Genomic DNA, 18,036 nt, shown 5'->3' on the forward strand with positions numbered 1-18,036 from the left:
CAGTCTTTAACGCCCAACCGTTATTTCGCGAACAACTGGCTCATGTCCTTGAACGCCTTGAACTCCAGCGCATTGCCGCAAGGGTCGAACAGGAACATGGTCGCCTGCTCGCCGACCTGGCCCTTGAAGCGGATGTAGGGTTCGATCACGAATTCGGTACCCAACGACTTCAATCGCTCGGCCAGCGCTTCCCATTCAGCCCAACCCAACACGACGCCGAAGTGCGGCACCGGCACATCGTGCCCATCCACGGCATTGCTGTGCGCGTTTTCCTGGGAAGCGGTCTTCGGATGCTCGTGGATCACCAACTGGTGCCCGTAGAAGTTGAAGTCGACCCATTGATCACTGGAACGACCCTCCTCCAGCCCGAACACCTGGCCATAAAAGTTTCGGGCTGCCGCGAGGTCATAAACCGGGATTGCGAGATGGAAGGGTGAAAGGCTCATCAGGACTCCAAATGACAATATTCTTGTTCAAGGGCACGCTCATCAAGGCGTGCCCTATCGTAGGCGCGGCCACTGAACAATAAAATCAATATAAATTTCTCAGAAACACAATTAGTCTTGATGAATGATTAAAGAACTCAAGACCCTCATCGCCGTGGCGCGCGAAGGCACTTTTGCCGCCGCCGGGCACAGGATCGGCCTCACCCAGGCGGCGGTCAGCGCGCAGATCCAGCGTCTGGAAGCCGAACTGGGCTTCGAGCTGTTCGACCGCAAGGGACGCTCGGCCCACCTCAACAAACGGGGCCAGCAGATACTCCTGCAAGCCCAGGAGCTGCTCCGTCTTTACGACAATCTCGGCTCCACCCTGCCCGGACTACCCGCCAGCGTCCTGGTGAACATCGGCGCGATCGCCTCCGTCCAGCGCTCCTACCTGCCGGACGCCCTCGCCAGGTTCCACCGGCAGTGTCCGCAATGCCGCACGCGGGTGGTGCCAGGCCTGTCGGTCGAGTTGATCAACCTGGTGGACGCCGGCGAAATCGATCTGGCGGTGATGATCCGCCCGCCGTTCTCGCTGCAAAGCGACCTGCGCTGGACGACCCTGGCGCTTGAGCCCTACCGGTTGATCGTCCCGCGTGGAATGCTCGGCGAGGACTGGTCGACGCTGCTGTCCAGCCAACCTTTCATCCGCTATGACCGGTCGTCCTTCGGTGGCAGGCAGGTCGACCGTTTCTTGCGGCAGATGCACTTCACCCTGCGCGAAGTGTGCGAGCTGGATGAACTGGACGCGATCATCAAACTGGTGGAAAAAGGCGTCGGTGTCGCCCTGGTGCCGCAGACATCGGCCCATCAGCCATGGCCGAAAGGTGTGCGGGCGCTCGACTTGGGCCAGCACACCTTTCACCGCGATATCGGCCTCATCCATCGATCGCGACAGAGCCTTGCCGACCCCGTCGCGACCTTGGCCGAACTGATTCAAGAGCAGGCCGGCGGTGGTGTTGGGTAACGCCCTCTGCAGCGGCTACCAGACCGCGATATGCGAATCCGCCCGCGGTTCGGTCCCGCCACACAACACGCCACTGACCGGATCGCGCAGGATGATCTGGCCGCGCCCGTAATCGGTCAGGTCGCTGGCGACCTGAACCTCATGGCCGCGGCGTGCCAGGGCATTGACCAGGTCCCGTGAAGCGCCCTGCTCGATGCCGACCTTCATCTCGCCCAGCCACTGCCAGCGCGGCGCATCCAGGGCCGCTTGCGGGTTCAGGCCGAAATCCACCAGGTTCATGACCATTTGCACATGCCCCTGGGGTTGCATGTAGCCGCCCATCACGCCGAAAGGGCCGAGGGCCTCGCCATCACGGGTAAGAAACCCGGGAATGATGGTATGGAAGGTCTTCTTGCCTGGGGCCAGGCAATTGGCGTGGGCCGGATCAAGGCTGAACTCCTGACCGCGATTCTGCAGGGCGATTCCGCTGTCGGGCAACACCACGCCGGAGCCGAACCCGTGGTAGTTGCTCTGAATGAACGAGACCATATTGCCCTCGCCGTCGGCGGTCGCCAGGTACACCGTGCCGCTGGCGTGGGGATCGCCGGGCTTCGGCGGTTGGGCCTGTTCGCCGATCTGTCCGCGACGGCGGGCGCTGTAGTCATCACTGAGCAAATCAGCTACCGCCACGCGCATGTGCAGGGGGTCGGTGATGTGGTGCAGGCCGTCGCTGTAGGCGAGCTTCATCGCCTCCAACTGGCGATGCCAGGTCTGCTGGCTGTCACGGTGATCGAAGTCGAACCCTTCAAGTATTTTCAACGCCATCAAGGCCACCAGGCCCTGCCCGCTCGGTGGGATCTCCCAGACGTCCACGCCACGGTAATTGACGTGGATGGGGTCGACCCACTGGGCGCGATAATCCCTCAGGTCCGAGGCGCGCAGGTAGCCGCCGCTGGCTCGGGAATGGGCATCCAGGCGCTCGGCCAATGCGCCGCGATAGAGGCTTTCGCAGCACGTGTCGGCGAGTTCCTGGAGCGTGCGGGCCTGGGCCGGATTGCAGAAAATCTCCCCGGCCCGTGGCGCGCGACCTTCGATCAGAAAGGTATCGAACCAGGCCTCCAGCACCGGATCGCGATGAGGTGTGAGCTCGTTCACCGCGACCTGCCATTGATGGGCAACCACCGGCGACACTACAAAACCGTCCCGCGCCAGGCTGATCGCCGGTTGCAGCAACTCGGCAAAAGGCAGCTTGCCGAAGCGCCGAGACAGCTCGGCCCAGGCCGACGGGCAGCCGGGAACGGTGACGGGTGTCCAGCCATACACCGGCATCTGTTCATGGCCGGCCGCCCTGACCGCCTCGATGCTCAAGGCCGCCGGTGCATGGCCGTTGCCGTTGAGCCCATGCAACTGGCCCTTGCACCAGACCAACGCGAAGGCGTCACCACCGATACCGCAGCCGGTGGGCTCCACCACCGTCAGCGCCGCCGCCGTGGCGATGGCGGCGTCGATGGCGTTGCCGCCTTTTTGCATGATCTCGATGCCCGCCTGGGCTGCCAGGGGCTGGGACGCGGCGACCATGCCGCGACGGGCAAAAACGCTCTGGCGCTGCGACGGATAGGGGTATTCGTGGGCAGAAAATTTCAGCATGGCAAAGGCTCTTCAATACGGGAATTCATGGCCGGGAAAGGTCACAGCACGCGACTGAGAAAGGCCCGGGTGCGCGGGTGGATGGGGTGACAGAAAATCTGCTCCGGCGGCCCTTGCTCGATGAGCTCGCCCTGATCGAGCACCACCACGCGGTCCGCCACTTCCCGGGCAAAGCCCATCTCGTGGGTCACCACGACCATGGTCATGCCCTCCTCGGCCAACTCCTTCATCACCTGCAGGACCTCGCCAACGGTTTCCGGGTCGAGGGCGCTGGTCGGTTCGTCGAACAGCATGGCCTGGGGTTTCATCGCCAGCGCGCGGGCAATCGCCACCCGCTGTTGCTGGCCGCCGGAAAGCATCGACGGGTAGTGATCGGCCTTGTCCGCCAGGCCGACCCGCTCCAGCAAGCCGCGAGCCTGTTCCAGCGCTGCGGCGCGAGGCACGCCGAGCACCTGGATCGGCGCCTCGATGATGTTCTCCAGGGCGGTCATGTGGGGGAACAGATTGAAGCGCTGGAACACCATGCCGATGTCCCTTCGCTGGCGGGCGATGTTGCGCTCCGACTCACGCACCAGGCTGCCGTCGGCCCGCTCGCGGTAACCCATGGCCTGGCCATTGACGCGAATGCGTCCGCCCTGGATGTCTTCGAGCAGATTGATGCAGCGGATGAAGGTGGTCTTGCCGGAGCCTGACGCGCCGATCAGCACCACCACTTCGCCGCGCCGCACCTGCAGCGAGATGCCCTTGAGAATCTGCAACTCACCAAAGGACTTGTGCACGTCCAGCGCCTCGATGATCAGCTCTTCACTCTTGTGCGCCATGGTCAACGTGCCCTCAACAGGTTCATGGTGCTGCGACCGAACATCCGCAGCGACGCCGGCGGCGGTGACGACGGCCGGTCCGACTGGCCGAAACGGCCCTCCAGCCAGCGCTGGAAAAAGCCCCACAGGGTGGTCAGCAGCAGGAAATAGATCGCCACCACCAGGTACAACTCGAACACCCGGAACGTCGCAGACGTGACCATCTGGGTACTGAGCAGCAGTTCCTGCACGCCGATCACGCTGACCAGCGTGGTGTTCTTGAGCATCACGTTGAACTCGTTGCCCAGCGGCGGAACGATGACCCGGAACGCCTGGGGCAAGACAATGCGGCGCATCAGCTTGGCGAAGGTCATGCCCAGGGAACGGCCCGCCTCGTATTGGCCCTTGTCCACCGCACCGATGCCGGCGCGGATGATCTCGGCCATGTAGGCGCCCTCGTTGAGGCCCAGGGCGATGATCGCCGCCTGGATATTGCCGGGCACCACCAGGCCGAACAGTTCGATGTCTTCGAAGCGGAAAATCCCGCCGGCGGCCAGCGCGGTGTAGAGAAAGACGATCTGCACCAGCAACGGCGTACCGCGCATCAGCCACACGTAGAAGCGCACCGGCAGGTGCAGCAACGGATTCTTCGACAACCGCAGCAGCGCGGCTGCCAGCCCCAGGGCACAGCCGAGCAGCATCGCCAGCACGCTGATCAGGCAGGTCAGCCACAGCCCGGTGAGGTACACCTCACTGGGCTGCAACAGGTACTGCCAGAACACATCCCAATTAAAATTCATGGAGGGTCTACCTCAATCCAGTGTGTCGCTGGCGACATGCCATTTGCCGAGCAACTGGCTGTAGCTGCCATCGCTGCGCATGTCAGCGATGATCTGCTGCACGGCGGCGGTCAATTGCGGATCGTCCTTGCGCATACCCAGCCCGGTGAGAATCCGACTGAAGGCCGGCACGCCTTCTTCGAACAGGTCAGGGGCCATGCCAGCGTAGTAACCGGCGGTTTCCACGGTAGTGCCGTAGGCGTCGACCTGGCTGATGCGCAAGGCCTGGAAGGCATCGGTGTCGGTGTTGTAGACCACCAGCTTCATCGGCGGCTTGCCGGCCTTGGCCAGAGTTTCGTTCTCGGCGTCGAGCAGGGTCTTGATGGTCGAACCGTTGAGTACCGCGACCTTGTGGCCGGAGAGACTCTGCAGCGTCTTCAGGCCCTTGGGATTGCCCTTGGGCACCACCACCGCCTGGCTGGAATACATGTAGTTGACGATGTCGATCACCTCGCGGCGCTCGGGCTTGTCGAACAGCTGGTCGACGATCATGTCGCACTGCCGGGCCAGCAGCGCCGGAAGCAGTCCCGAGAAGGGAATGACCCGCCATTCGACCTTCTTGTCGCCCAGGCGCTTGGCGATTTCCAGCCCCAGGTCCACGGTCAGTCCCTTGGGTTTCTGCGCCGCATCGAAGGACACCAGCGGTGGCGAATCCATGCCCGAGCAGTAGACGAGTTTATCGGCCTTGAGCAGACGCTCCGGGACAACGGGCGCAGCCGCCGCCCATTGCGCGAAGAAACCCAAGGATAAAGCGGCGACCAACAGGCGAGGCTTATGCATGACCAGACACTCCAGTTCAGTAAATGACGGCAGTACTCAAAGTCAAAACACGGGGCAGGCTTAAAGCCTGCTCTCGTTATTTTTTCGATTGCAGAAACTCGATCAACTCAGGAACGGTACCCTCGATGTGCGCACGCACCACCGCCTCGGCCTTCCCCGCATCGCCTGCACGCAGGGCATCGAGGATCAGCGTGTGCTCCTGGCGCGCACTCAGGGGCTTTTCCACGTGCTGTAGCCACAGGCGCATCGGCGCTTCGATCAGCGAATAAAGCGCGCTGATCTGCTTCAGCAAGCGCGGCCGACCGCTGAGGCTGCATAGATATTCATGGAACGCGCGATGGCGGCTGACCCACTCGGCGCTTTCCTCGCGATAGTCGTCCATCTCGTCCAGCAGGCGTTCCAGGGCGGCCAGCTGACGATCGCCGATTTTCGCCGTGGCAACGCGGACCGCCAGGCCTTCGAGGGCGCTGCGCATTTCAAAGACTTCGTGCAATTCGTCAATGTCCAGGCCACTGACCACCGCGCCGCGATTGGGCCGCAGGGTCACCAGGCCCTGGGCATCCAGACGCCGGAAAGCCTCGCGCACGGGCATGCGGCTCATGCCGATCTCGTTGGCGATGTCCTCGGCGATCAGCCGGTCGCCTTTGCGCAGGCGACCGCCGCAAATGGCTTCGAGCAGAAAGTTGTAGGCTTCTTCCTCGGCAGTGATGGGCGGACGTTCAGCGTAGGTCGGGGCAAACTGCATGGCAGCACCTTCTGCATTTCTGTATCCAATTATCCATGGATTCACAAAAGCAGAATGCGTGCCAACCGCGCCGCTGGTTGTGCAAGGGATTGATTTTGAGGAAGTTGTTGAGGAAAACGGCGGGCGCGCTACAGGCTGGGTCGCACCCGGTGTGCTACCAAACAGCTCAGCGGCTGCCTTTTATGAGTGCAGGACAGCGCTTCGGTAACACCGCGATGCCGTTCACTTAAGGCATGTTCATGCGGGTGCCCGGGGTGTATCGGAAGGCGACTCACCAAACAGCGCCCGGTAATGAGCGGCAAAGTGGCTCAGGTGGAAAAAACCCATCGCCACGGCGATCTCGCTGACATTCAGCGCGGTCGCGCGGGTGCTGATCAAACGACGACGCACCGCATTGAGTCGCAGGTTGCGCAAGTACTCCACCGGACGCATCCCGGTGACCGCCTGGAAGCTGTTCTGCAGGGTCCTGCGGCTCACGCGCAATTGTTCGCACAGGTCCAGGATGCTCAACGGCACTTCGGCGCTGGTCATGACCAATTCCTGGCACCGCTTGACCAGGTAGGCATTGACGGCAACGTTGCCGCGACGCCCACGCACCTCGTCCGAGGCATGGCTGAACAGATCGAGGAAAGCATTGAGCAGGACGTCTTCGAGGATTTTTTCCACGGCGGGATTGGCGGCGCCCGCCTGTTCCAAAAGGTGACGAAACAGCGGTTGGATCTGCTGCTGGACCCTCGACAACACCGCTTCATCCACGCTGATTTGCGAAACGCTTTTCAGGCGTTTGAGCTGTTCGTCCGCCAGCTCATAAGCCGCCAGCTTGGCAAAACGCACCGTGTCGACATTGGCCGCGAAGAAATGCATGCCTTCCGGGGCGTGCAAGATGAAGTCTTCGCCGTCGCGCAACAGCACGACGCTGTGGGCGCCGACCTGGTGCCCTTGGACCACCGGCGCATTGCCCAGCGACAGGGCAATGCACAAGCGCCCTTTCGGCGCGCTACCGCGCTGCACCACGCGTTTGTCCAGCACCTCCTGGAAGATCTGGAAGCGCTCGGCGCACACCTGCCGCAGTTCGCTGGAAAGGCAGCCACGGCCGAGTTGGTCATAGACCTGATGCCAGCCGAGGATCGAACCGGCGTGTTGTTGAGGATCATTGAAGGTACGAACTTCGGCGAACATGATCGTTGTTCCTCGGTGGCCCTGCGCTCATTGCCCGATGCTGATATCCAAGGAAATCGATAAACCCGATGGAGAGGGAGCTTGCTCCCGCTTGAGTGCGAAGCGCTCACAAAAAGGGGTCTGCTTCGCAGCCCAGCGGGAGCAAGCTCCCTCGCCACGGGGTTTATCGCGTCCTTGAGAGAATTGTTCTTATCGGTGGAAAACCAAAGCCAGTTCCATGCCAAGCATGTGCAAGCGGTATTCAGCGGCCTTGATATCCAGGGGCGCCAATAAAGACCCGGAAAGCACCACCTGCCCCGCTTCGACGCGCTGCCCGTCGGCCAGCAAGCGCCGCACCAGCCAGCACAGATTCGCCACCGGAGTGTCTTCACGCACCAGGACGTTACCCTCGCCGCAGGGCACCCCGTCACACACCAGGCGATAGTTCACCTCGGACAGTCGGTCGGGATCAAAACCTACCCGTGGCCCCAGGCAGTAAAGCCCCGCGGCGGCATTGTCGGCCAGGAACGCGCCGACGCCGAAACGCCAGCCCTGCCAGCGGCAATCGGCGATCTCGAACGCTGGCGCGACCTCCGACACGGCGGCGAGGATGTCCTCGTCGCTGTGAAAACCAGGCTCCAGCGCGCGCCCGAGGACAAACGCCAATTCGATTTCCAGCTTCGGCTGGATCAGCCGTGCAAGCGCCACCGCACTGCCGGACTCCACGGCCATGGCATCGGTCAAGCCGCCCAATACCGGCTCATCGAGCCCGAAGCGTTCCTGCGCCGCGCGGCCAGCGAAAGCGACTTTCCAGCCGCTCAACTGCTCACCACCGGCCTGGCGTCGGCGCAACGCCTCGCGCTGCAAGGCGTAGCCCTTCGGTAAATCGAAAGCCTGTGATTCCAATGAAGGCAAGGCATGTACCGCCTGCGCGGCGTCGTGAAGCCGGACCAACAGATCATCTTCACGCCTCATGACAGTTGCTCCGCCAGTTTGCGCAACACGCCTTCGAGCCGCTCGGGCGTGGTGATCGCCGCGACAAACCGATCCGGCCGCACCACCACGATGCAATCGCGCACCCTGGCAAACCACTCGCCCAGACGGTTATCAACGTCTTCAATGCATATGGCGCCGTTGGCCGCCAAGGGCTGGTTGCGCCCCACGCCACTGCGCGAACGATTGATCTGGATGAAGCGCGTCTCCCAGCGCGCCCACCAGGCCGCGGTTTCTTCGCCCAGGTGCGCGGCCGGATTGACCCGATAACCGAGCACCGCGTAGGAATGCCCCAGCACCTCATCCAGCTGTCGACGCTGCCCTTGGGCATCTTCGATTGAAGGCTGGATGAACAATTGCCCGACCAGGTCATCTTCGTGCAGCTCGGCGCGCTCGTGGTAGACCAGGCCTTTGGTGATGGTCGCCTTGGGTTTGAACTTGAACTCCAGCAAGTGCGAGCGCAGGTTGTCGACGCTGTTCACTGCCTGGAACAACCAGTCCCGCACCCCAGCCATCAGTGGGTTGGTCAGGCCGAGGACCGCGCCCATGTTGTCGGCCAGCGCGATGAGGTCTGTCGCATGGCCGCGGCGCTCCTGGTCGTAACTGGCGAGAATCGCCGGTGATGCCCGGCCATGGAGGATCGCCGCTAGTTTCCACGCCACGTTGACCACGTCACGCAGGCCTGAGTTGAGTCCCTGCCCGGCCCAGGGCGGAGAAATGTGCGCCGCATCGCCCACCAGCGCCACGCGGCCGGCGACAAACCGCGCTGCCACTCGCGAGTTGTGGGTGTAGGCGCGGATCCGGATGATCTCCAGCTGATCGACCGCATCGCCGATATGGCCACGGATCAGCTGCCGGATCGTTGTTTCTTCGCACATGCGGGCCTCGTCCTCGCCTTCCAGCAGCATGAACTCCCAACGTCGTTGCTGGTACGGCAAATAAATGCACACGAAGGGCCGCTGGGGATCGGCATGCAGGGCTGTGTACGGCGCATCCAGGGTGTCGTTGGCCGTGTCGACCACCACCCATTTGCGCGGATGGGTCAGCCCTAGCAGCTCGATACCGAGTTTCTTGCGCACGCTGGAGCGGCCGCCGTCGGCACCGATCACGTACTGTGCGCTCAACTGATACAGCTCACCCTGGGCATCGCGCACCTGCAAGGTCACGCCTGCTTCATCCTGCTCCAGGTCGAGCATTTCATGGCCTTGACGCAGCTCGACGCCCGCGTGCCGACCCAGCTCTGCGCGCAAGGTCGTTTCCAGTAACTGCTGCATGAAGATATTGCGCATCGGCCAACCATAATGGGCCGTGCTCGGCTTGACCTCGGCAAAACACACGCCCCGCGCGTTGTAGTAACGCAGCGGCACGTTGCAGATCATGTCCCGCGCGGCCAGTTCGGCAATGCCGATGCCTTGCAGCACGCGCAGCGCCTCATCGTCCATGCCCACGGCGCGCGGATACGGCAGGATGCCGTCAGCCAGTTCAAGGACGATACAGTCGATCCCGTACAACCCCATGTAATGCGCCGCCGTGATCCCGTTCGGGCCGCCACCAACGATGACCACCTGGGTTTTGTCCTGCTTCATCGCTATTCACCGCTTTTTTGTTGTTTTGCGAAAGTTGGTTGCGAAAATTGGCTATCCAGGTAGTCCACGACGATACGGTTGAAGACTTCGCCCTGATCGTCATGGACATAATGGCTGGCATCGGCGACTTCCGCTGTCTGCACATGCGCATTGGCCTCTTTCATCGCCTCCAGGGTCGCCTGCGGCAGAAAATCCGAACGTGCGCCGCGGATGAACAGCGTCGGGCAGTCCAGCGCCCGCACTGCGGGCCACAGATCAGTCGGGGTGATGCTCAGGCGCGCCTCGGCAATGCCCTTCTGGTCATGACGCCATTCGATGCCCGTCGGCGTCTGCTTCATGGAAAAGCGCAATCGGGACGCCAGCGCATCGGCCGACAGACCCGGTCGCGACTGCCGCCAGAACTGCGCGGCGCTGTCCCAGTCGGGAAACACCAGCGGCGTCTGGCTCATCTCGCGGCGGATACGTTCGGCGCCCTCGCCACGGATCGACGAACCGGGGCCGATGTCCTCGATTACCAGCGCGTGCAGTCGCCCCGGATTGAGCCGGGCGTACTCCAGCGCATTGGTGCCGCCGAGGGAATGGCCCACCAGGACAAAACGCTCCAGGCCCAGATGAGCCACCCAATCTTCCAGGTCGCTCACATAACTCTCGGTGCGATAGCTGGACGCCTCGGCCCAGTCACTCTCGCCACGGCCGCGCTGATCCAGCGCATGGCAGGCGTACTGCTCGCCCAGCGCAGCGGCCAGCGGCGCCCAGGTCTGGGCGTAGGAGCGCAGCCCATGGAGCAGCAGCAGCGGAATTGCTGACGGGTTGCCCCAGCGCACATAACGCAGGCGCATCCCCGTCCGATTGGTGAAGAACTGGCTGTTTGCCGACATACGTTTGCTCCCGCGATCAGCGCGCTTCAGTACAGGCCGTCGTTGCCCTTGACGTCCGCTGCCTGGAGGCCGCCCAGACGCGCATGCAGACGTCCGCGCGTGGCGAAGGCCCAGATGATGATCAACTCGTCCGCGGAAGGACCGTCACCGAACGAAAGCGAAATGCTGTCGTAGTGCGAACGCACATACAGCGCGTCCTTGTGGGCCAGCGGTACATCGATGGTCGTACCCGGCCCACCGCGCTTGCCGGTGGAAGGCACCCAGGATTTGCCGCCGCCCAAGGCCAGGCGAATCGGGTCCGCCGCCGGGTTGGTCAGTAGCGCATTGCCGTGTTCGTACTCACCCTGGCTGCCCACCAGGCAAGCCTTGCCGTAGCTGATGATGTGCCGCCCGCCCGTCAGTGCCTGGATACGCCGGCCGAATTCCTCGCCCAACAATGGCGACGGTTCGATCAGCTCGGCCAGGCTCTCGCTGAAGCGTCCGGCGTAAGGATTGGCGATCACCGCGCCGATGGCGTATTTGAACAACGGCTCGCCATCGGCGAGCTGGCCGGTTTCGTTGGCCAGGGTTTCCTCGACGAAGCTGTACCATTTGCGGATGTGGTAGCTGGCGAAATTCGCGGTTTTCATAACGGAAGCCTCTTTCAAAGTGGGTCGAGATCGAAGTGCCGGCTGGGCGCGCCAGCGGCCTTGAAGCGGGCCTTGCCGCGCTCGTCGTCGTGTTCGGACTCGAGGAAAAACTCCATGCGATTGCCATCGGGGTCGTTGAAATACACGCCGTTGCCGATCTCGTGATCGGTGATTTTCACCACCTCGACGCCCTTGTTCAGCAACATGCCGTAGAGCTGGCGCAGGGTGGTCATGTCACCCGCGATCTCCAGCCCGTAGTGCTGCAATCCCAGGCCGCCCTGATGGGCCCCCGGTGCTGCGCGGATCAAGGCGATGTCGTGGTGCTTGGCACCGAAGGCCATCATGATCCAGCTTTCACCGCGGGCACTTTCATGCATGCCCAACACGTCGGCGTACCAGCGCGCCGACACTTCAGGGTCGCTCACGAACAGCGACAGATGAGTACGAACGACCTCGACTTTCATCGCGCGATACCTCAGTTTTTCTTGACGATGGATTGATGCCCGGACTTGATCTGCGCCACGGCGGGCGTCCAGAGCACATCAGCGATTTCGCTGAATTCACGCCACTGCTTCTGCCAGCCGTCACCACCGTTCTCGGAGGTGAACAGGTGTCCGTACTTGGTGCCGGCGACGATCTGGCGAGGATCAGCCGGGTTGAAGGCAATCGCCCAGACACACGAGTTGGGTTGTTGCGACAGCGGCAACACTTCCCAGCTCAAGGCTGCGTCCCGGGAAACCAGCACCTTGCTGGTGGTGCCTGGCGTGCCGTCGGAGATGCTCAGGTACAGGGTGTCCTCGCTGCCCAGCGGTGCATTCATGGCGCGCACGTAGTACAGGCCGAAGGTTTCCCGGGCGACGATGCCGGTCCAGGTCTGCCCCTCGTCGAGGCTGCGGTAGACGGCATTGACACAGACCACCACGATGACTTTTTGCCCATGGTTGGGCAGGACCAGGATGTTGTGCACATCCGAGTTGTAGTCCCACAGCAAGCGGTCATCGACGCGGGTCCAGCTGTCACCACCATCGCGGCTGTGGAACAGCCCGCCCTCTTCCAGGCCGAACCAGAGCTGGTTGCGATCCGTCGGGTCGTAGGCGAAGGCCAGCAAGCGTGGACGACTGACGCCGTCGCAGAACTCCGGAATCTCCACCGGGGCACGATCCCAGCTCTGGCCACCGTCGAGGGTGCGCCACAGCACCGCCCGGGAAGGCGCGCCGGTGCCGACGAAAATGCGTTGTGCGTCCTGCGGATCCACGGCGACCTTCCAGACGGTTTCGCCATTGAACGGCGAATCCACCCGCTGCCAATAACCACCGGCATCCCGGCTGATGCACAGGCCGACGTCGGTGCCGGCGTAGATCACTTGGGGAGTGCCTGGGTGGAAACTCAGGGACCGGGTGATTGCATCGAATTCCAGATCCTGGCCCAGGCCCAGGCGATGCCAGGTGCGGCCATCGTCGGCGCTGCGGATGACCGCCTGCCCTACGGTGGCGACTAAAAGCGTTCCGTTACTCATCACAGCTGCTCCTCAAATGAAGATGCCACGGGTCAGGCCGCCATCGATGCCGATGGATTCGCCGGTCACCGCGCCGGCCTTGGGGGACGCGAGGAAACCGATCAGCCAGCCCATTTCGATCGGCGCCAGGGTGCGCCGGATCGGCGTCGCGTCGATGTAGCCCTGCTCCACCTGCTCGGGCGTCTTGCCCTGCTTGACCCCTTCGCGCTCGTACAGCTCCTGGATGTGCGGGGTGTCGACCACGCCAGGGTGAATCAGGTTGACCGTGATGCCGGATGGGCCCAACTGATCGGAAAGGGTCTTGGTCATGTGGGCGATGGCCAGGTTGCGCATGCCCGAGAGCACCTTGCTGCCGCGCCCGGTCAGGCCACCGATGTTGATGATGCGACCGAAGCCGCCGGCCTTCATGTGCGGGGTCACGGCCTTGGCGCACCGGAAATAGCCGATCACCTTGGTGTTCAGGTCCGAGAGCAATTCGTCGTCGCCGGCATGCTCGATGTCGTTGCGCACCACGCCGGACGGGGCCGCGGCGCCGTTGACCAGGATGTCGATCCGGCCGAAGTGCTTGTGCGCGGCCTGGACCATGTCGGACACGGCCGACATCTGGTTGGTGTCACAGAACAGCGGCAGCACGTCGTTGCCGGTTTCGGCGCTGATTTCCTCGGCGGCTTGCTGGAGATACTCCATGCGCCGCGCGCAGATCACCACCTTGCAGCCCTCCTGGGACAGAAAACGCGCGACTTCCTTGCCGATACCCATCCCACCGCCGGTGACGATTGCCACGCGGCCTTGCAATTCCAGATCCATAACAGTTCCTCTTGTGATTATTCGCTCAGGCCAGATCGACAAAGACACTTTTGGTTTCGGTGTACGCATCGATCACGTTCTTGCTCATTTCCCGCCCCCAACCGGATTGCTTGTAGCCACCGAAGGGCGACGCCGGGTCGACGACGTTCCAGCAGTTGATCCACACCGACCCGGCCTTCAACTGCGCGGCCACGCGATGGGCGGAACGCAGGTCACGGGTCCAGAGACCGGCCGCCAGCCCGTACGGCGAGTCGTTGGCGCGCAGCACCAGCTCGTCGATTTCGGTCCAGCTCATGACGGTCAGCACCGGGCCGAAGATTTCTTCCCGGGCGACGCAGGCGCGCTCGGCACGGTCAAGAAACACGCTGGGGCGAATGAAGTGGCCCTGCTCCAGGTGGTCCGGCCGGTCGCCGCCGCAGATCAGTTCGGCACCCTCCTCCTGGCCCCGTTGCAGGTAGCCACGGACCGTGCCCAATTGCCGGGCCGAGACCAGCGGGCCCATGCTGCTGGCCGGATCCAGGCCCGGCCCGAGGACATGCGCGGCCGCGTGGCGCTGGAGTTCTTCAAGCACCTGGTCGAGGACGCTGGCGTGTACGTAGAGACGCGAGCCGGCGGTGCAGACCTGGCCCTGGTTGTAGAAAATGCCGTCGGCGGCACCCTTGGCGGCGCGGACGATATCGGCGTCCGGCAAGATGATGTTCGGCGACTTGCCACCCAGCTCCAGGGAGACCTTTTTCATGTTGCCGGTGGCCGCCTGGGCGATCAGCCGGCCGACCTGGGTCGAGCCGGTGAAGGCGATCTTGTCGACGTCCGGATGCCCGGCCAGCGGTGCGCCAGTCTGGGCACCGAGGCCGGTGAGCAGGTTGACGACGCCGGCCGGGAATCCGGCGGCCTCGATCAGTTGCACCAGGCGAATCGCAACCAGGGGCGTCTGCTCGGCAGGCTTGAGCACCGCGACACAACCGGTCGCCAATACCGGGCCGAGCTTCCACACGCACATGGTCAGGGGGAAATTCCACGGCACGATCAACGCACAGACGCCCACCGGTTCGCGCAGGGTGTAGTTGAGCATCGGTGCGCCGCTGGCGGGCGACACCGGCAGCGTGCTGCCTTCGATCTTGGTCGGCCAGCCGGCGAAGTAGCGAATGATGTTGGCCGCGCTCGCCGCTTCTCCACGGGCCGTGGCAATCGGCTTGCCGTTTTCCAGGGTGATCAGTTGCGCCAGCTCTTCGCGATGCTGATCAAGCAGCTCCGCCAGACGAAACAGCAACAGGCCGCGCTGGGCCGGCGACTGCTGTGCCCAGCTGCCGGTGAAGGCTGCGCGGGCGGCAGCGACGGCGGCGTCGACGTCACGCTCAGCGCCTTCGGCCACTTCGGCCAGGGTCTGTTCGGTGGCCGGGTTTTCCACGGCGAACTGGCGGCCGCTGGCGGCGTCCTGCCAGGTGCCGCCGATGAACAGGCGCCCCGGCTGCGACAGGAAATGCTCGACGGCGGGTAACAATTGGATCTGGCTCATATCCGCTCCTTCACAGCGCCATTTCGATCAGGCACGGGCCGCCGTCGGCCTTGGCGTTTGCCAGGGCGCGCTGCAACTCGCCATTGGTATGCACCGTGCTGGCCGGCATGCCGTAGCCTCTGGCCAGGGCTTTCCAGTCGATGCGTGGACGGTCCAGCACCGTCAGGCTCAAGGCCTCGGGGCCCAGCTCGGTCATGCCGAAGCGGCGCAGTTCGTTCTGCAGGATCGCGTAGCGATGGTTGGCCGCGATCAGGATCACCACCGGCAATTGTTCGCGGGCGATACTCCATAACGTCTGGATGGTGTATTGGGCGCTGCCGTCCGATTGCAGGCAGAACACCTTGTTGCCCCGCTCGGCCATGGCGGCGCCGAATCCCACCGGAATCCCCTGACCGATGGCGCCACCGGTATTGGTCAACACGCGGTGCCGCGCGGCATGGGCCGAGGCGGTGAAAAACGGATAACCGCACGTGCCGCCTTCGACGGAAACGATACTGTCGTCCGGCAGCGACGCGGCCAGCACCTGCCCGACCGACTGAGGCGTCAGTTCAGCCTCGGCGGCGGGCAGCTCGATCCCGATCGGCGTAGGTATATGCGCCGGCGCCTCAAGCGCATCGGCCAGTGCGGTCAGCGCTCCGGCAACGTCGTCGCCCACCTCGGCCAGGCACAACAGCCGCTCACGCTCCGCCAGCCGCGACGCAATGCCTTCGTAGCCGAAATAACTGATGGGCTCGGGGACGCCGGCGCAGACCACGGCGTCGTATTGGTCGAGGATTTCGATGGCCACTTCGGGAAAATAAGGCAGGCGATCCAGGTCCGGCAGACCACCGCCGCGATAGCTCAAGCGCGGGAAGGTTTCGGCGAACATCCGCACGCCGGGCAACCGGGCCAGGCGCCCCGCCGCTTCCAGGCCGGCGACCGAGAGGCCCTGGTCGCCAACGATGAACACCAGCCGCCGACCGTCACGCAGCGCCCGCGCTACTGCTTCGACCCGATCACCGGCAAAGCGCCGGACCGGGGCCTGCAAAGAGCTGAAGGCTTTTTCCCGCTGCACCGGGCTGGCTTGCAGATCCATCGGCAGGATCAGGCTGGCGATCTGGCCCTTGGCTTGCCAGGCGGCGCGCACCGCTTCCTGGAAATCTTCGCCAATGCCTGCTGCCGTGCGCGAGGTGCGCACCCAACCGGATACGCTCCCGGCCAGCGCCTGGATATCACTCGCCAGCGGCGGATCGTAATTGACGTGCCATGAGGCGTGGTCGCCGATGACGTTGACGATCGGCGTGTTGGCGCGACGGGCGTTGTGCAGGTTGGCGATGCCATTGGCAAAACCCGGCCCGAGGTGGGTCAGGGTCATCGCCGGCTTGCCGGCAATCCGGCCGTAACCATCGGCGGCACCGGTGCATACCCCTTCGAACAACGACAACACCGGCTTGAGGGCTGGCGCGCTGGCCATGGCCGCTACCAGGGGAATCTCGGTCGTCCCGGGGTTGGCGAAGCAGTACTCGATACCGCTTGCCACCGCCGCCTTCACTATCAGTTGCGCACCATTCATTTCCAGCCCTCTTCATCGAGCGTTTGCAGTGGCTGAGATTTATCACACATGAAAATCGACAAAACAAGTTATTTTTTAACGAAAAACTCGTATTTTGAGATTTAAGTCATTTTATCGAGCTTAAACGCCGGTCTTGAGACTTGTATTTCTCAGGTATTGGGTTACCTTGGCAGCGCACGCATGGACGACCTCGCAGGCTTTTCATCAGCGACGCGCCTACCTATAGTGCTCACCCAAACGGCCACCTACGCGCCACTCCCCCTTTAGGAGCGAAATGAGCAGCCTGAGCAAAATGCTGAGCGTCCTGGACCTCTTCGGCCCGGATCGACTGAAGATCGACCCCGATACCATTGCCGAACGCATGGGCCTGTCGCGGGCGACCGTGTACCGTTACGTCAAGGACTTGTGCGACGCGGGCCTGTTGACCCGGGTGGATGCCGGCAGCTACGGCCTGGGGCCGCGCATCATCGAGCTTGACTGGATGATGCGTCAGTACGACCCGATCCTCGTCGCCGGGCGCGAGCTGATGCATGAGCTGTCCGAACAGACCGGCCTCGCCGTGTTCGCCAGCGTTTTTTATGACGGTCACATCATCAATACCTACATCGCCGACCCGAATGACACCTACCAGTTCTCATTCGGCCGCGGCCACCCGCTGCCGTTTTTTCGCGGTGCCCAATCCAAGGTATTGATTGCCTTCCAGAAAGGTCGGCGGCTGCAACGCCTGTTCGACGAGCACCTGGCCAACGACCCTGCGAACACCTACGACTGGGCGGGTTTTTCCAAGGCGACAAAAAAAATCCGCAAGGACGGCTATTGCCTGACGCACGATGAGCTCAATCAAGGGCTGACCGGTATCGCGGCGCCGATCATCAATCCCGGGCTCGATGAAGTGGTGGGCAGCCTTTCGGCCGTCGGCAGCACCCACAGCTTCAAGCTGCTGCGCCAGGAAACCGTGATTGAAATGGTCATGGACACCACCCGGCGGATTGCCGAACGGATGCAACATCCGCCCGCTGTGGGCTAGAAAGGGATCTTGCGCCATACCGACCACTTAAAAAAACACCCAACCTGTGGCGAGGGAGCTTGCTCCCGCTGGACCGGTCCGACGCTTCGGGCGTAGCAGGCCCAAAAAAGAGGGGCCGCTGCGCGACCCAGCGGG

General features: G+C 63.2%; 18 protein-coding genes. 2 read left to right on the forward strand and 16 right to left on the reverse strand.

Features of this window, described 5'->3' with window-relative positions; genetic code table 11:
* Positions 1-20: 20 nt before the first annotated feature.
* Positions 21-446 (reverse strand): VOC family protein, encoded by a 426-nt coding sequence (locus tag J3P89_RS14090; protein ID WP_434697934.1) that lies wholly within the window; start codon positions 444-446, stop codon positions 21-23.
* Between the two features lie 124 nt (positions 447-570).
* Here J3P89_RS14090 and J3P89_RS14095 point away from each other — a divergent pair, with 124 nt between their 5' ends.
* Positions 571-1,449, forward strand: a complete 879-nt coding sequence (locus tag J3P89_RS14095; protein ID WP_434697935.1) for a LysR substrate-binding domain-containing protein — start codon at positions 571-573, stop codon at positions 1,447-1,449.
* A 15-nt stretch (positions 1,450-1,464) separates the two neighbouring features.
* Here J3P89_RS14095 and J3P89_RS14100 read toward each other — a convergent pair whose 3' ends face one another.
* The 15 genes from J3P89_RS14100 to J3P89_RS14170 form a co-directional block, all read right to left on the reverse strand.
* Positions 1,465-3,075: a gamma-glutamyltransferase family protein gene (locus J3P89_RS14100; RefSeq protein WP_434697936.1), complete on the reverse strand. Its 1,611-nt coding sequence runs from the start codon at positions 3,073-3,075 to the stop codon at positions 1,465-1,467.
* A 41-nt stretch (positions 3,076-3,116) separates the two neighbouring features.
* Positions 3,117-3,896, reverse strand: coding sequence for an amino acid ABC transporter ATP-binding protein (locus J3P89_RS14105; RefSeq protein WP_305495035.1), 780 nt, complete (start codon positions 3,894-3,896; stop codon positions 3,117-3,119).
* Positions 3,897-3,898: 2 nt separating this feature from the next.
* Positions 3,899-4,675, reverse strand: a complete 777-nt coding sequence (locus J3P89_RS14110; RefSeq protein WP_434697937.1) for an amino acid ABC transporter permease — start codon at positions 4,673-4,675, stop codon at positions 3,899-3,901.
* 12 nt (positions 4,676-4,687) lie between these two features.
* Positions 4,688-5,494, reverse strand: a complete 807-nt coding sequence (locus tag J3P89_RS14115; RefSeq protein WP_434694537.1) for an ABC transporter substrate-binding protein — start codon at positions 5,492-5,494, stop codon at positions 4,688-4,690.
* A gap of 76 nt (positions 5,495-5,570) precedes the next feature.
* Entirely contained in the window at positions 5,571-6,239 is a 669-nt protein-coding gene (locus J3P89_RS14120) for a GntR family transcriptional regulator (protein ID WP_434652026.1), read from the reverse strand.
* 237 nt (positions 6,240-6,476) lie between these two features.
* On the reverse strand, positions 6,477-7,418 hold the full coding sequence (locus J3P89_RS14125; protein ID WP_434694538.1) for a helix-turn-helix domain-containing protein: 942 nt from the start codon (positions 7,416-7,418) through the stop codon (positions 6,477-6,479).
* A 189-nt stretch (positions 7,419-7,607) separates the two neighbouring features.
* Positions 7,608-8,372 carry a 2-keto-4-pentenoate hydratase gene (locus J3P89_RS14130; RefSeq protein WP_434694539.1) on the reverse strand — a complete coding sequence of 255 codons (765 nt, stop codon included), beginning with the start codon at positions 8,370-8,372 and terminating at the stop codon, positions 7,608-7,610.
* Positions 8,369-9,976: a bifunctional 3-(3-hydroxy-phenyl)propionate/3-hydroxycinnamic acid hydroxylase gene (locus J3P89_RS14135; protein WP_434694540.1), complete on the reverse strand. Its 1,608-nt coding sequence runs from the start codon at positions 9,974-9,976 to the stop codon at positions 8,369-8,371. The genes J3P89_RS14130 and J3P89_RS14135 overlap by 4 nt, the downstream gene beginning before the upstream one ends.
* A 2-nt stretch (positions 9,977-9,978) precedes the next feature.
* Positions 9,979-10,854, reverse strand: coding sequence for an alpha/beta fold hydrolase (locus tag J3P89_RS14140; RefSeq protein ID WP_434694541.1), 876 nt, complete (start codon positions 10,852-10,854; stop codon positions 9,979-9,981).
* A 26-nt stretch (positions 10,855-10,880) separates the two neighbouring features.
* Positions 10,881-11,483 (reverse strand): amino acid synthesis family protein, encoded by a 603-nt coding sequence (locus J3P89_RS14145; protein WP_434694542.1) that lies wholly within the window; start codon positions 11,481-11,483, stop codon positions 10,881-10,883.
* 14 nt (positions 11,484-11,497) lie between these two features.
* A complete protein-coding gene (locus J3P89_RS14150; protein ID WP_305495050.1) occupies positions 11,498-11,947 on the reverse strand; it encodes a VOC family protein in 450 nt (149 codons plus the stop codon).
* An 11-nt stretch (positions 11,948-11,958) separates the two neighbouring features.
* Positions 11,959-12,999, reverse strand: a complete 1,041-nt coding sequence (locus tag J3P89_RS14155; protein ID WP_434694544.1) for a VPS10 domain-containing protein — start codon at positions 12,997-12,999, stop codon at positions 11,959-11,961.
* A 12-nt stretch (positions 13,000-13,011) separates the two neighbouring features.
* A complete protein-coding gene (locus J3P89_RS14160) occupies positions 13,012-13,806 on the reverse strand; it encodes an SDR family NAD(P)-dependent oxidoreductase (protein ID WP_434624138.1) in 795 nt (264 codons plus the stop codon).
* Positions 13,807-13,831: 25 nt separating this feature from the next.
* Positions 13,832-15,322 carry an aldehyde dehydrogenase family protein gene (locus tag J3P89_RS14165; RefSeq protein ID WP_434694545.1) on the reverse strand — a complete coding sequence of 497 codons (1,491 nt, stop codon included), beginning with the start codon at positions 15,320-15,322 and terminating at the stop codon, positions 13,832-13,834.
* A 10-nt stretch (positions 15,323-15,332) separates the two neighbouring features.
* Positions 15,333-16,874, reverse strand: coding sequence for an acetolactate synthase large subunit (locus J3P89_RS14170; protein ID WP_434694546.1), 1,542 nt, complete (start codon positions 16,872-16,874; stop codon positions 15,333-15,335).
* 274 nt (positions 16,875-17,148) lie between these two features.
* On the opposite strand from J3P89_RS14170, the gene J3P89_RS14175 reads away from it, so the two are divergent.
* Positions 17,149-17,901 (forward strand): IclR family transcriptional regulator, encoded by a 753-nt coding sequence (locus tag J3P89_RS14175; RefSeq protein WP_434694547.1) that lies wholly within the window; start codon positions 17,149-17,151, stop codon positions 17,899-17,901.
* The last annotated feature ends 135 nt before the right edge of the window (positions 17,902-18,036 follow it).

This window comes from Pseudomonas sp. Z1-14 (assembly GCF_051132005.1).
In the GTDB taxonomy this organism is placed as follows: Bacteria; Pseudomonadota; Gammaproteobacteria; order Pseudomonadales; family Pseudomonadaceae; genus Aquipseudomonas.

Bases quoted from the DNA above. Each gene is read 5' to 3' on its own strand.
- J3P89_RS14090 (WP_434697934.1), bottom strand. From the start codon at position 446: ATGAGCCTTTCACCCTTCCATCTCGCAATCCCGGTTTATGACCTCGCG.
- J3P89_RS14095 (WP_434697935.1), top strand. From the start codon at position 571: ATGATTAAAGAACTCAAGACCCTCATCGCCGTGGCGCGCGAAGGCACT.
- J3P89_RS14100 (WP_434697936.1), bottom strand. From the start codon at position 3,075: ATGCTGAAATTTTCTGCCCACGAATACCCCTATCCGTCGCAGCGCCAG.
- J3P89_RS14105 (WP_305495035.1), bottom strand. From the start codon at position 3,896: ATGGCGCACAAGAGTGAAGAGCTGATCATCGAGGCGCTGGACGTGCAC.
- J3P89_RS14110 (WP_434697937.1), bottom strand. From the start codon at position 4,675: ATGAATTTTAATTGGGATGTGTTCTGGCAGTACCTGTTGCAGCCCAGT.
- J3P89_RS14115 (WP_434694537.1), bottom strand. From the start codon at position 5,494: ATGCATAAGCCTCGCCTGTTGGTCGCCGCTTTATCCTTGGGTTTCTTC.
- J3P89_RS14120 (WP_434652026.1), bottom strand. From the start codon at position 6,239: ATGCAGTTTGCCCCGACCTACGCTGAACGTCCGCCCATCACTGCCGAG.
- J3P89_RS14125 (WP_434694538.1), bottom strand. From the start codon at position 7,418: ATGTTCGCCGAAGTTCGTACCTTCAATGATCCTCAACAACACGCCGGT.
- J3P89_RS14130 (WP_434694539.1), bottom strand. From the start codon at position 8,372: ATGAGGCGTGAAGATGATCTGTTGGTCCGGCTTCACGACGCCGCGCAG.
- J3P89_RS14135 (WP_434694540.1), bottom strand. From the start codon at position 9,976: ATGAAGCAGGACAAAACCCAGGTGGTCATCGTTGGTGGCGGCCCGAAC.
- J3P89_RS14140 (WP_434694541.1), bottom strand. From the start codon at position 10,854: ATGTCGGCAAACAGCCAGTTCTTCACCAATCGGACGGGGATGCGCCTG.
- J3P89_RS14145 (WP_434694542.1), bottom strand. From the start codon at position 11,483: ATGAAAACCGCGAATTTCGCCAGCTACCACATCCGCAAATGGTACAGC.
- J3P89_RS14150 (WP_305495050.1), bottom strand. From the start codon at position 11,947: ATGAAAGTCGAGGTCGTTCGTACTCATCTGTCGCTGTTCGTGAGCGAC.
- J3P89_RS14155 (WP_434694544.1), bottom strand. From the start codon at position 12,999: ATGAGTAACGGAACGCTTTTAGTCGCCACCGTAGGGCAGGCGGTCATC.
- J3P89_RS14160 (WP_434624138.1), bottom strand. From the start codon at position 13,806: ATGGATCTGGAATTGCAAGGCCGCGTGGCAATCGTCACCGGCGGTGGG.
- J3P89_RS14165 (WP_434694545.1), bottom strand. From the start codon at position 15,322: ATGAGCCAGATCCAATTGTTACCCGCCGTCGAGCATTTCCTGTCGCAG.
- J3P89_RS14170 (WP_434694546.1), bottom strand. From the start codon at position 16,874: ATGAATGGTGCGCAACTGATAGTGAAGGCGGCGGTGGCAAGCGGTATC.
- J3P89_RS14175 (WP_434694547.1), top strand. From the start codon at position 17,149: ATGAGCAGCCTGAGCAAAATGCTGAGCGTCCTGGACCTCTTCGGCCCG.